Origin of the sequence: Mesorhizobium sp. M7A.F.Ca.MR.362.00.0.0, assembly GCF_004023175.1 — a bacterium.
GTDB lineage: Bacteria > Pseudomonadota > Alphaproteobacteria > Rhizobiales > Rhizobiaceae > Mesorhizobium.
Genome location: NZ_RZTF01000095.1, coordinates 1 through 12490 on the forward strand (window position 1 = coordinate 1; position 12490 = coordinate 12490).

9 protein-coding genes (1 of these 9 cut by a window edge) are annotated in these 12490 nt (G+C 62.4%); 2 read left to right on the plus strand and 7 right to left on the minus strand.

Annotation, left to right across the window (positions count from 1 at the left end; translation table 11 throughout):
- Positions 1–14: 14 nt before the first annotated feature.
- From phnA to EOC06_RS14550, 3 genes are all read right to left on the minus strand, one after another.
- Positions 15–1274 carry a phosphonoacetate hydrolase gene (phnA, locus tag EOC06_RS14540; RefSeq protein WP_128308094.1) on the minus strand — a complete coding sequence of 420 codons (1260 nt, stop codon included), beginning with the start codon at positions 1272–1274 and terminating at the stop codon, positions 15–17.
- 24 nt (positions 1275–1298) lie between these two features.
- The gene (locus EOC06_RS14545) at positions 1299–2498 is read right to left on the minus strand and encodes a 2-aminoethylphosphonate--pyruvate transaminase (protein ID WP_128308095.1); all 1200 of its coding nucleotides are present in this window, start codon (positions 2496–2498) and stop codon (positions 1299–1301) included.
- 139 nt (positions 2499–2637) lie between these two features.
- Positions 2638–4344 carry a Na/Pi cotransporter family protein gene (locus EOC06_RS14550; RefSeq protein WP_128308096.1) on the minus strand — a complete coding sequence of 569 codons (1707 nt, stop codon included), beginning with the start codon at positions 4342–4344 and terminating at the stop codon, positions 2638–2640.
- A gap of 152 nt (positions 4345–4496) precedes the next feature.
- On the opposite strand from EOC06_RS14550, the gene EOC06_RS14555 reads away from it, so the two are divergent.
- The gene (locus tag EOC06_RS14555) at positions 4497–5366 is read left to right on the plus strand and encodes a LysR substrate-binding domain-containing protein (protein WP_128308101.1); all 870 of its coding nucleotides are present in this window, start codon (positions 4497–4499) and stop codon (positions 5364–5366) included.
- Here the strand turns inward: EOC06_RS14555 and EOC06_RS14560 are convergent.
- The 4 genes from EOC06_RS14560 to EOC06_RS14575 all read right to left on the minus strand — a co-directional run bounded on the left by EOC06_RS14560 (position 5363) and on the right by EOC06_RS14575 (position 10320).
- The gene (locus EOC06_RS14560) at positions 5363–7837 is read right to left on the minus strand and encodes an FAD-dependent oxidoreductase (protein ID WP_128308097.1); all 2475 of its coding nucleotides are present in this window, start codon (positions 7835–7837) and stop codon (positions 5363–5365) included. The genes EOC06_RS14555 and EOC06_RS14560 overlap by 4 nt on opposite strands.
- 82 nt (positions 7838–7919) lie before the next feature.
- Positions 7920–8708 (minus strand): DeoR/GlpR family DNA-binding transcription regulator, encoded by a 789-nt coding sequence (locus EOC06_RS14565; RefSeq protein WP_128308098.1) that lies wholly within the window; start codon positions 8706–8708, stop codon positions 7920–7922.
- A gap of 80 nt (positions 8709–8788) precedes the next feature.
- Positions 8789–9445: a GntR family transcriptional regulator gene (locus tag EOC06_RS14570; protein WP_128308099.1), complete on the minus strand. Its 657-nt coding sequence runs from the start codon at positions 9443–9445 to the stop codon at positions 8789–8791.
- 149 nt (positions 9446–9594) lie between these two features.
- The gene (locus EOC06_RS14575; protein WP_164898579.1) at positions 9595–10320 is read right to left on the minus strand and encodes an AraC family transcriptional regulator; all 726 of its coding nucleotides are present in this window, start codon (positions 10318–10320) and stop codon (positions 9595–9597) included.
- Between the two features lie 559 nt (positions 10321–10879).
- Between EOC06_RS14575 and EOC06_RS14580 the strand changes: the two genes are divergently transcribed.
- Positions 10880–12490: the 5' portion of a TonB-dependent receptor gene (locus EOC06_RS14580; RefSeq protein ID WP_206631189.1), read on the plus strand. Its footprint extends 78 nt past the window's final position; the window shows 1611 of its 1689 coding nt (coding positions 1–1611); its start codon is at positions 10880–10882; the stop codon falls past the right edge of the window.

The window sequence follows — 12490 nt, forward strand, 5'->3', positions numbered from 1 at the left end:
GTCAACACTAGCGCTCAGCCCGCCAGTGCCGCCGCCATTGTGGCGTAGTAAAAGGCGTCGAAGTTTCTCAACACAGGTTCATCAGGCAATTCCGGCAGCACACGATTGACGATGAACGGCACCTCCTGCTCGGTCAGCCCACCATGCGACCGTAGCGGTTCGTTCAGAGCCGCCAGGTCATGGCGATGTTCTGAGGTGCCGATCGTCTTGTTCTCGGTCGAGATCAGCACGATGTCGCCGATGCGATCTGCCGGCAGCTCAAAGCGCTCGCACGCCGTCGGGCTGTCGACGACCAGCATGATGCCGTCGATCTTCGCCAGCCGGGCCATGATGCCGGCCTGATCTGCGCCATCAGGCAGATAGGCGGTGGCAAACGAGCCGAGCGCGCCGTGATGCACGACATAGGGGTCGGTGATCGGCAGGATGACGCGGGCGGCGTCCTTGCCCAGCCACTCGTCGAGAAGGTCCTGGACATAGACGACGTCGGGCGAACCGTCCGCCTTGTGCTTGGGCTTCATGCCATGGTCGGCGGTGACGACGATCGCCGCGCCCAGCGCATCAAGCTCGGTCAGGTATTTGTCGAACATCTCGTAGAAGGCGTTGGCCTGCGGCGCGCCCGGCGCGTATTTGTGCTGCACATAGTCTGTGGTCGTCAGGTACATGATGTCGGGACGGAACTCCTTCAGCAGCTGGACGCCGGCGGCAAAGACGAATTCCGACAGTTCGGCCGAATAGACCTCCGGCACGGGCAGCCCAAAATGTTTCGAGGCATTGTCGATGCCGTGCTCGGCCCTGGTGGTGGTGTCGGATTTTTCCGCCGAGAAGCACAGCGCGCGGCCTTCATCGAAGGCAAGGCCCTTGCCAAGCAAAGCACGCAGCTTGTCCTTGGCGGTGACCACGGCGACCTTGGCGCCGGCATCATAGAAGGCCTGGAAGATGGTCGGCGCGCGCAGGAAGCGCGGGTCGTTCATCATCACTTCCTTGCCGGTCTCGCGCTCATAGAGATAGTTGCCACAGATGCCGTGCACCGACGGCGGCCGGCCGGTGGCGATCGACAGATTGTTGGGATTGGTGAAGCTCGGAATGACAGAGTGCGCAAAACGCACCGTGCCCTTCTGCTTGATCCTGACCAAAGCCGGCATCAGCCCGGCCTCGATCGCCTCGTCGAGATAGGCCGGCTCGCAGCCGTCAAGGCAGATGGCGATGGCCGGCACACGCGGCCAGGCGTAGGTGCGGCCGTTGACCGCGACGTTGATGGGAGACATCTGGTTCATCTGATATCCTCTAAATCGGCCGCTTCAGGCGGCGAGTTTGGCGCGCTCGGCGAGTGCCGCGGCGGGTGGAGCGGCGGTGTCGACGCCCATTTCATGCAGTGAAAAAGCCGCCGCCTCGACGACGCGGCGCATGACATGTTCGTCCATCTGGCCGATGCAGCCGACGCGGAAGCTATCGACGGCGGTCAGCTTGCCCGGATAGATGATGAAGCCCTTGTCCTTCATCAGATCGTAGAAGCGGTCGAAGGCGAAACTGGCATGGGCCGGGTTGAAGAAGGTGACGATGATCGGCGACAGCCAGCGATCCCCGAGCAGTGTCTCGAAACCGAGGTCGCGCATGCCGGCCACCATGACGTCGCGGTTCCTCGTATAGCGAGCGCCACGGCCGGCGACGCCGCCTTCGGCCTCGTGCTGGCGCAGTGCTTCGAGGAAGGCAGCGACGACGTGCGTCGGCGGCGTGTAGCGCCACTGGCCGGTTTTGTTGAGGTGCGCCCACTGGGCGTGGACATCGAGCGACAGCGAATGGCTCCTGCCTTTGGCAGCCTCCAGCTCGCTCTTGCGGGCGATGATGAAGCCGAAGCCCGGCACGCCCTCGATGCATTTGTTGGCGGACGAGACCATCGCCTCGTAGCGGATCTCATTGACGTCAAGTGGGATGGCACCGAAGGCGCTCATGGAATCGACCAGCAGCTTGCGACCCTTGGCATGGACGGCTTGCGCAATCTCGGCGACCGGATTGAGGATGCCGGAGCTGGTCTCGCAATGGATGGCGATGACATGGGTGATATCAGGGTCGGCCGCGAGGGCCGCCGCCACCTCGTCGCCGCGCGGCGGCAGATAGTCGCCCTTGTCGATCAGCGTGTAGGCGCGGCCGAGATACTGCATGGTCTGCGCGGCGCGCAGCCCGTAGGCGCCGTTGGCCAGCACCAGAACCTTGCCATCCCTGGGCACAAACGAACCCAGCATCGCTTCGACGCAGAAGGAGCCGCTGCCTTGCATCGGCACGCAGTCGAACTCATCGTTCCTGTCCCCGGTCAGCGCCAGCAGGCGGCGACGCATATCCGATGTCATGGCGCGGAAGTCGCCGTCCCACGATCCCCAGTCGCGCAACATCGCCTGCTTGACCGAATAGGCCGTGGTAAGCGGCCCTGGGGTCAGAAGATACGGCTCGCCCAGCGCCGGACTGGCCAGCGGCTCCGCGGCAAATTTCGTCTCGGCGAGCATGTTGTCCTCCGCTCGATCTGCGTTCGATGTGGCCTTATTCTTGGCCTGAATGATCTATTTGTAAAATCGTTATTTTGTATCGATGTATCGATTCTAACGATGATAAGGATTGCCACTCGCCAGCGGAGAATGTCGCCCGTCAGGCCAGCGCCGGAGCCATCGCTTCCGCGGCCCCAGCGCCTTTCGCCAACCGGCTTTCGAGCAGATCACCGCTCTGCGTCAGCAGCGGATAGGCGACAGAAGCCATCAGCGAGTTGATCTCCTTCAGCGCCCGCACCGCCTCCAGGTGGATGTCGCTGGTGTCGATGCTCTGCGGCATTCCTGATTGCAGGCGCTTGAGGTGACGGTCATGGCTCATGCGTTCCAGTCTGCGCATCCGCTCCTTCTCGACGACGAGTTGCCGCGCCGACTCGAGATCGCTCGACACCAGCACATTGAGTGCAAGCTGCATGTTGGCCATGACACGGTTGTGAAGCCCGGCCAGTTCGCTCCAGCCGTCGCGTGAAAAGCGCAGGTTCTTGTCACGCAGCTCCTGGGTGAGCACGAGCAGGTTCTTGGCGACGATGTCGCCGGCGCGTTCGAGATTGATGGCGAAGTCGGTGAGCTCGATGCCGCGCTGCGCCTCGGCCGCGCTCATGCTGCCGCGATTGACTTCGGCAATGTAGAGCTTGATCTCGGTGTGGGCGCGGTTGACCTCCTCATCGAGTTTTTGGGCTTGGCGAATCTGGTCGGCGGTGCCGGCGTCGAAGAAATCCATCACCGGGCGCAGCATCACCTCGACGACTTCGCCCACGCGCAGCAACTCGCGGGTCGCACTGGCCAGAGCGAGACCGGGTGTGCGCATGACGGTGCGGTCGAGCGCGCTGGTGCGGCGTGACATCAGGTCCCCAGCCTCCCCTGCCTTTGCCGCTGGCCTGTCGGGGATCAGCAAGGTGGCGAGCTTTTCCATCGTGCCGGTGAACGGCAAGCAGCAGATGACCAGCACCATATTGAAGGCAAGGTGCAGGTTGACCAGTTGGCGGCCTTCGGTTGCGCCGAACAGATGCGCCGGGAAGGTCACGGCCTGAAGCGCAAACAAGGCGGCGAGCGCCGTCGTGCCGCGAAAGATCAGATTGCCAAGCGGGACACGGCGCGCCTCGACGGCATCGCCGCGTGTCAGCCACACCGCAATCAGCGCACCACCGCAATTGGCGCCGAGGATGAAGAACAGGCCGACCTCGACCGGCAAGACGCCTTGCGCGGCAAGCGTGACGAACAGCAGGATCGCCGCTACGCTGGAGTGGATCAGCCATGTGAACAGGGCAGCAGCGGCGAAGGCGGTGAAATAGTCCGCGCGCAGGTAGGAGATCACCAGTGGCAGCAAGGTGCTCTGCCGCATGGGTGCGGTCGCCTCGCCGATCATATGCAGCGACAACAGAACGAAGGCGACGCCCATCAGGATGCGTCCGCCCTGCTTGATGCCGCGCGCCTCGAACTTCAGGGCCATGGCGCCGCCGACCAGGATCAGCGCCGGCACCAGCCAGCTCAGATCGAACGACAGCACCTGGACGACCAGAGCGGAACCGAGGTCGGCTCCCAGCAGGATCGCCAGCCCCGCCGACACCGAAACCATGCCGCTGGCGGCAAACCCGGCCGCCAGGATGGCGACTGCGGTCGAGCTTTGCAGCAGCACGGCAAGCACGGTGCCGACGCCCGCCGACCTGATCCGCGCACCCCGCGCCTGTCTCAGCGCATCGCGCAAGGCAGGGCCGCAGGCGCGCTCGACGCCGGTCCGCACCATGCGCACGGCCCAGAGCAGCAGCATGACGGCACCCGCCAAGTGCAGCAGGATGATGGAAAATTGCATGGCGACCTCCCGGCCAACGGCCGGCAGAGACGTCGACCCACACTCAGGCTGATGGCTGCCCAAACATAAGTCAAATCGTTCATTTCTATCTTTTCATAACCTGTACTTATGATAGGATGTTGGCGATTTCAGAAATGTCGGAGGCACGTAAGATGCGCTACGTCCAATTGCGGGCCTTTCACCAGGTGGCCATCTCCGGTGGCTTTTCACGCGCTGCCGAAGCGCTCTTCCTGACCCAGCCGGCGATCTCGGACCAGGTGCGCAAGCTCGAGGAAGAGTATGATGTGCTGTTGTTCAACCGCAACAAGAAGCAGGTCACGCTGACCCATTCGGGCCAAAAGCTGCTCGAGATAACCCACCGCATGTTCGATACCGAGCAACAGGCGCTGGAGTTGCTGACGGAGTCGCGCGCGCTGCGTTCCGGCACGCTACGCATCGTCGCCGATGCCGCACATCATCTGCTTCACATTCTCGGCAGCTTCCGGGCCCGCTACCCCGGCGTGCAGGTTTCGGTGCGCGCCGGCAACACCGAGACGGTGATCAGCAGCCTCTACAGCTACGATGCCGACATCGGCGTGCTGGGCGAGGTGCCGACAGGGCGCGATTTCGAGGTGCTGAAACTCAACTCGACGCCGATCATCGCGTTTGCATCCGTCGACCACCCGCTGGCCGCGAAAAAGTCGCTCACCCTCAAGCAGCTCGCGCAGGAATCGCTGGTCATGCGCGAGCGCGGTTCGAAGACGCGTCAGAAACTCGAAGATCTCGCAGCCGCCTCGAAAATCGAATTGAGGCCGGCGATCGAAGCCGAGGGCCGCGAAGCCGTCCGCGAGATCGTCGCATCGGGCGCCGGCATCGGCTTTGTCTCGGCTGCCGAATTCGGCCAGGATTCGCGGCTGGTGCCGATCACCATCGATGCTCCCGAGACCCTGATGGACGAAGCGCTGATCTGTCTGCGTGAACGCAGCGGCGGCAAACTGGTGCGGGCGTTCCTGGATATGGCAAGGTCCATGTCGGCGGATTAGGCGGCAGCGCGAACCTCCACCACATCAGCCTTCACCCGCTCCGACTTCGGATCGTAGGGGCTGCGCAGATGTGCTGTCGCGGCATGGCGAACGCCGGCAAGGTCGATCTCGAAACGACCACCGGTGAGAAACGCAGCATCGACGCCCGCCTCGTTCTCGATCAGCCCGAGCGCCACCGAGCGGCCAAGCGTGTGGCCGTAGGCGGCCGAGCGGACTTCGCCGACCGGCTTGCCGTCGCGCAGGATCAGTTCGCCGCCCCACAGCATCGGCTCGGCATCATCGAGCGTGCACAGCACGACGCGTCTTGCCGGTGCTGATGGCTTCGTCTCAACCAGCGCGTCGCGGCCGATAAAGCCACCCGGCTTGTCCATCGCCACAGCAAAGCCAAGCCCAGCCTGCCAGGGGCTGATATCTGGCGTCAGTTCACGACCCCAGGCGCGAAAACCCTTTTCGATGCGCAAGGCGTCGAGCGCGTAGTAACCGGCATCGATCAGGCCAAACTCGCTGCCAGCCTCATGCAGTGCCTCATAGACGCCGACGGCGAATTCGGTCGGCACGATCAGTTCCCAGCCCAGTTCGCCGACATAGGTCATGCGGTTGGCATAGGCGGTGGCATAGCCGACATCGATCTCGCGGATGGTGGCGAAGGGAAAGCCGGCGTTGGAGAGATCGGCCGAGGAGAGTTTGCCCAGCAGATCGCGCGAGCGCGGCCCCATCAATGCCAGTACCGCGTAGGACGAGGTGACATCGGTCAAGATTGCATGCGCGTCGGACGGGATGTTTTTGACGATCCAGTCGGCATCGTGGATGGCTTGCGCCGAACCGGTGACGATAAGGAATTTCTCCACGCCAAGCCGCATCACGGTGAGATCGCTTTCATAGCCGCCACGTGCATTGAGCACGCCCGTATAAACAGACGTACCGACCGGTACGTCGATATTACCGGCGCAGATCCAGTTGAGCGCGGCGCAGGCATCGCGGCCTTGCACGAGGAGCTTGGCGAAAGAGGTCTGGTCGAAGACGGCGACGGCTTCGCGTGTCGCCTTCATCTCGCGCTTGACCGCCTCGTGCCAGTTCTGACGGCCGAAGGCATAGTCGTTCTCGGCCCTCTCTCCCGGTGCGGCAAACCAGTTGGCGCGCTCCCAACCCATTTTGGAGCCGAAGCAGGCGCCCCTGGCGGCGAGCCGGTCGTAGAGCGGCGACCGGCGGAACGGCCGTGCGGTATCCAGTTCGCGGTTCGGCCACGGCATGGCGTAGTGCAGGCCGAGCGTTTCCTTGACACGGTCATGCAGCCAGCGCGGATTGTTGTTGAAGGGGGCGAAACGCCTGATATCGACCGGCCATAGATCCATGGTCGGCGCGGCGTTGACGATCCATTCCGCCAGCGCCCTACCCGCACCGCCGGCGCTGGCGATGCCCATCGAATTGAAGCCGGCGCCGACATAGAAATTCTTCAGCTCCGGCGCCTCGCCAAGGAGAAAATTGTTGTCCGGCGTGAAGCTCTCGGGACCGTTGTAGAATTTCTTGACCTCGGCGTCGGCCAATTGCGGGACGCGGACCAGCGCGTTTTCCATCAGGATCTCGAACTGATCCCAATCGTCCGGCAACAGCGCGAACTCGAAATTTTCGGGAATGCCATTCATGCCCCACGGCTTGGCGTGCGGCTCAAAGCCGCCCATGACCAGGCCGCCGACCTCTTCCTTGAAATAGATGAAACCGTCGGGGTCGCGCATGACCGGCAGGTCCGGGTGCACGCCCTCGATCCTGCCGGTAACGATGTACATGTGCTCGGCCGAATGCAGCGGCACCGAGACGCCGCACATCAGCCCGACTTTGCGCGCCCACTGGCCGGCGCAATTGACGACGATCTCGGCGGCAATGTTGCCGCGATCCGTCTCGACACCGCAGGCGACACCATTCCTCTGGCTGATACCGGTGACCCTGACCCGCTCGATAATTTTCGCGCCGCCATTGCGCGCGCCCTTGGCCAGAGATTGCGTAAGGTCGGTCGGATTGGCCTTGCCGTCGCCCGACAGCCAGACGGCGCCGACCAGATCGTCGGTCGCCATGACCGGCCAGAGATCAGCCGCCTCCTTGGGCGAAATCACATCGATGTCGACGCCCTGGGCGCGTGCCGATGCGGCCGTGCGCTTCAGCACCGTCATGCGGTCGGCGGTGCGCGCCACCGACAGCGAGCCGCAATTCTTCCAGCCGGTGGCAAGCCCGGTCTCGGCTTCCAGCTCGCCATAGAGCTGCGTGGAGTATTTGATCAGGCTGGTCATGTTGGAATGACTGCGCAACTGGCCGACAAGCCCTGCGGCGTGCCAGGTGGTGCCACCGCTGAGTTGCCCCTGTTCGAGCAGCACGACATCGGTCCAGCCGAGCTTCGTCAGGTGATATGCGACCGAGCAGCCGATGATACCGCCGCCGACGATGACGACGCGCGCCTGGGTGGGAAATTGGTTTGCCATGGGAGATCCTGCCGTTTTGACACGAGCCGGATCATAGCAGTCGAATTCCAAATATCAACGCAAAATGCCACAAAATATCACATCAAGATGCAACCATCAGCTCAGGCCCCTTGCGCGCAAGCGCTTCGGCGATGTCGGCCTGCGGCTTCGCGTCGACGATCACGCCGGCGGCGCGTTGAAAATTAGGGATCCTGAGCGGCGTCAGCTTTGCGAACTTGCTGCTGTCGAGAACGAAGTAGGTTTTGGCGGCAAGCACAATCATGCGGCTGCGCTGTTCGGCGCCGGCGCGGGTGAAATCGGTGACCTCGCCGTCGGGCGACAGCGCGCCGCCACCGAGGAAGGCGATGTCGACGCGAAAGCGCGCCATGGCTTCGAGCATGTCGATGCCGGAGGCTGCTTCTTCGCCGGGATCGACTTCGCCACCCAGCATATGCACGCGCATGCCTGAGACGTGGCACAGCAGAAGCGCGATCGGGAGGCTCGCCGTGCAGATGGTAAGATCGCGCAGGTCGGTCATGGCTTGTGCGACGGCCAATGTGGTGGTGCCGGAATCGAGGAACACCACCATGCCGTCCTTCACAAGACCGGCAGCTATCCTGCCGATCGCAGCCTTGCCCCGGGCATTCTCCTGGCTGCGCAGGCTCATTGCCGGTTCGCTCGGCTCGAAACGGGCAGCGCCGCCATGGACAATGCCGAGCTGCCCTTTATCCGACAGCAGTTTCAGGTCGCGGCGGATGGTTTCGCGTGAGACATCGAAGAACCCGGCCAACTCGGCGACACTGACAGACCCGTGAGCGCCCAGCCGCCGCAGGATCTCTTCGTGGCGACGTGGAGCAAGGGCGCGCGCCGGCAGGCTGCTGTCGGGGGACATGATGATCCTGGATCGAGTATCGATGTTGCAATATGTGGCAGTGATCGCGCGCAGAGGCAACCGGAGCTCAAGCCACGCCGTCAGGATTTTCGCGACAGGCCATCTTCCCTGATCGCGCTGACCAGCGTCTCGCTTCCCTCGCGAAGATGCTGCCTCAGAATGCTTATGGCCTTGTCCTCCTTGCGCGCCCTGCAGGCGGCCAGCAGGTCGCGGTGCTCCGTCTGCGAGCGGCTGCGATAATCCAGGTTCGACAGGAGGATGCGGACGTAGCGATCTGCGGCATTGTGGTGCGCCTCGATCAGGCCGAGCAATCGACGGTTACCGCAGGCGTCGTAGAGAGCCAGATGAAAGGCACGGTTCAGCGCACCCCATCGGCCGACATTGCGCTCCGCGTCGATCTGGTCGAGCACCTGTTCCGCCTCGTCGAGCTTCGCGCCGGCGAGGTTGGGAAGCGAAAGCCGCACCGCCTCGCATTCAAGCAGTTCGCGCAGGGCGTAGATTTCACCGATCTCGGCGCCGTCCATCCGGGCGACCTGCGCGCCTTTTGTCGGATGGATGGAAACAATGCCTTCGGCTTCCAATTGGCGAAGGGCGTCACGAATTGGCATGCGGCTGAAGCCAAACTGCTCGGCCAATTCGTCCTGGCGCAGCGGAGTGCCCGCCTTGACGGTTCCACCGGCAATCGCTTCGCGCAGGACATTGGCGACCTGTTCGGCCACGGTTCGCGGCCCCTGCATCACGCTTTCCGCAAATCCTCGCAATCGATGCTCCCGTTTGACGCGGCGCTCAGCTTAACGGATGTAGGTATCCTCGTATACGCAGTATCGGCAACGCCCCAAGGGTTCGCCGCACTATTCCGACGGTCTCTGCCCGGGCTATTGGCCACTCAACCAAGGGTCTGCCGCGCTTCATCCCGAACGCTGGAAGGCGCCACGCCATAACGCTTTCGGAAGGTGCGGTTGAAGTAGGAGATATCCCCGAAACCGACTTCATAGGCAGTGGCGCCTATCGAAAGCGTTCCCGTTCCCCGCAACAGCAGCTTGCGCGCCTCGGCCAGGCGCCGTTCGAGAAGATATCTCGAAAATGTCGTCCCTTCGCGCTGAAACAACTTCTGGACATATCGTGGTGTAACATCGAGGACAGCGGCCACAGCGGAAATGCTCAGATCGCCATCCCCCAGGTGATCATCGATATAGCGTTTAACAGGGTGCAGCCGGTCACGTTCCACCGTTGATGGGGTTTCCAGATAGGCGACGACGAGCGGAAGTATTTCGTTGAAATGGGCATTGGCCATCTCCGCCTCGTTGGCTGAATGCGGGCCACGCATCAACAGATAAGCGCCGTAGGTGATCAGAAGCTGGAGCGGAGGAAACGTTCTCGGGATCGGTCGCAGCATCAGCCTGGAAAGCGTCTCGCCGGAAACGCGGAAAGCGGCGCCGGGCAGGCTGCCGCAGTCCAGCCTGCCCCCTTCCGGCAGATACCAGTCGTAGGCCATCTCACCGGATACAAAGAGGAAATCTCCAAGCGCGGCTTCTATCTTCCGTCCATCCTGCTCAACGACCAGCGGACCTTCCATGCTTCGCAACATGAGCACCTTGTCCGAACCCGGCATTCCAATCCCCCGCACCCGTAACGGCGGGGCGGGAAGAAACACGTCATGACGTTCAGATCGGCGAGGCCACATGTCACGCCACGCACGGCGGAGAGGACACCCAGCCCTGTTTCGATCGCGACCTCCCCGATGACCGTTAAAAAATGGCCGGCGCACAACCGCTCGGCTTCCGCGTCGTCGTGACCCGACATGTCGAAGCTCACCGGGCTGATCCCGCTGGGGTTGGTCGACCTGTGATATAACTGCAACATTTTCAATTCGGATCGTCGGAGTTCGTTTTCAGCAGTGCCGGCTTCGCTTCACTCCAAGCGCGCCATCGCCCTGATCGATAACATGAGTAATTGAGACATATTTAATCGATCCGGGAAAAGGGAGCCAGCGATTTGTGGCCCTCAATGCCTTTGCGGCACCCGAGGGGCCAATTTGGGGTGCGACTATGCGGAATGAACTGATCGCGGGAACTTGCCTCGCACTGCTGCCACTTGCTTTCACGACCATGCCCGTGCAGGCGCAGAACACTGGAGATTCGGCACCCGCGATACAGCTGGAAACAGTGTTGGTGACGGCGAGCAGAACGGAGCAGCCAATCTCCAGCATCCCCGGGTCCGTCCAGGTCATCGAGGGTGATGAGCTGGCACAACAGCTCAAGCTGACGAGCGACCCGGCGACCCTGATTTCCAAGCTGGTTCCCGGTTTTTCGACCGCAAACCAGACGATTTCAGGTGCCTCGGAAAGCTTTCGCGGTCGCGGCGTGCTGATTCTCGTCGACGGCATTCCCCGCAACACCCCGTTGCGTGACGTTTCACGAACGCTTTCGCTTATCGATCTCGGCAAAGTCGAGCGCATTGAGGTGGTCAACGGGGCAAGCAGCCTTTACGGCTCCGGCGCGACCGGCGGCACCATCAATTTCATCACCAGGCGGGACGCGACCGAAAGACCAACCGTCACCGTCGAGACCAAGGTGAAGGCGTTCACTGCAAATCCCGGCAAGTCCCTGGCGCCGGAAGTTTCGGTTTCGGCGACGCAGAAGATCGGCAAATACGACTACATGTTCTCGGCCAGCGGCCAGCGGACGCGCCGGACCTATGACGGAGACGGTCGCGAACTGCCGTCCGACGCCATGCTCGGCCAAGGCGGGGGCGATCGCACCGACTTCGGCAACCTCTATGCAAGACTGGGATATGAGGACGGGGCCCGTCGTTTCGAGGTCTCCGGCGAACTGGTCCGCATGGAACAGAATCCGGATTGGTTTTCCAATTTCCAGGCCACTCCAGCGGCGCCCGACTACACGGCGCCGTATACGGGCGAATCCGTGGAAGAGAATTCAAAATATTTCACCGCGCGCTATACCGACACCGCCTTCGCCTTGGGATCGCTCGAAGTGAAGTCGTTCTACAACGATATGGAGAAGCGCTTTCCCTTCACCCGCTTCGATCGCTTCGTGAACAATCAGGTCTACTATTCGGGCAACCCGCTCAACCCGCAGGCCAGCTTTGCCCAGACCACGCTCTTCAGCAAGCGCGCCGGCCTCACCGCTACGGTCGAGACCCCTCTCGACATGCTGCTGGAGGGGTCGACGCTGACCTGGGGCTTGGACTTCATCCACGACAAGACCTTCCAGAAACTCGAGAACGGCTGGGACGTCATCAGTCCGATGAAGCAGAACTCGGTCGCCGGCTTTGCCCAGTTGCAGGTCCCTGTGACCGACCGGCTGCGCCTGCAAGGTGGATTGCGCTACGAACGCTACTTCCTCGACATCGAGGATTTCAACCGCCCAGCCATCTTTTACATCAACCGGCCATATCCGGCGATCAACGTCATCGGCGGGTCCTTTGACTACGACAATCTGACTTTCAATGTCGGCGGCACATTCGATCTCACGCCCGATGTCCAGCTTTACGGTGGCTTCTCGCAGGGGTTCTCGCTGACCGACATCGGCAGCTTCACGCGGCGAGCCGGCGCCAACAGCAGTGCCGAACTGTGCGACGCCTACGGGGCGCTGGCATGTCCCGGCGCAGGCGCACCCGACTATACGGTCAGCTACGCTGACATCGCTCCCAGCCCTCAGGTCGTCAACAATTACGAGATCGGCATTCGCGGCGGCGATGTCGACTATGGCGGCTCGCTGTCGGCCTTTTTGTCCACCTCCGACCAAGGCGTGAACTACGAC

Excerpts from the sequence above, each read along its gene's own strand:
- phnA (WP_128308094.1), bottom strand. The coding sequence starts at position 1,274 with ATGAACCAGATGTCTCCCATCAACGTCGCGGTCAACGGCCGCACCTAC.
- EOC06_RS14545 (WP_128308095.1), bottom strand. The coding sequence starts at position 2,498 with ATGCTCGCCGAGACGAAATTTGCCGCGGAGCCGCTGGCCAGTCCGGCG.
- EOC06_RS14550 (WP_128308096.1), bottom strand. The coding sequence starts at position 4,344 with ATGCAATTTTCCATCATCCTGCTGCACTTGGCGGGTGCCGTCATGCTG.
- EOC06_RS14555 (WP_128308101.1), top strand. The coding sequence starts at position 4,497 with ATGCGCTACGTCCAATTGCGGGCCTTTCACCAGGTGGCCATCTCCGGT.
- EOC06_RS14560 (WP_128308097.1), bottom strand. The coding sequence starts at position 7,837 with ATGGCAAACCAATTTCCCACCCAGGCGCGCGTCGTCATCGTCGGCGGC.
- EOC06_RS14565 (WP_128308098.1), bottom strand. The coding sequence starts at position 8,708 with ATGTCCCCCGACAGCAGCCTGCCGGCGCGCGCCCTTGCTCCACGTCGC.
- EOC06_RS14570 (WP_128308099.1), bottom strand. The coding sequence starts at position 9,445 with ATGCAGGGGCCGCGAACCGTGGCCGAACAGGTCGCCAATGTCCTGCGC.
- EOC06_RS14575 (WP_164898579.1), bottom strand. The coding sequence starts at position 10,320 with ATGCCGGGTTCGGACAAGGTGCTCATGTTGCGAAGCATGGAAGGTCCG.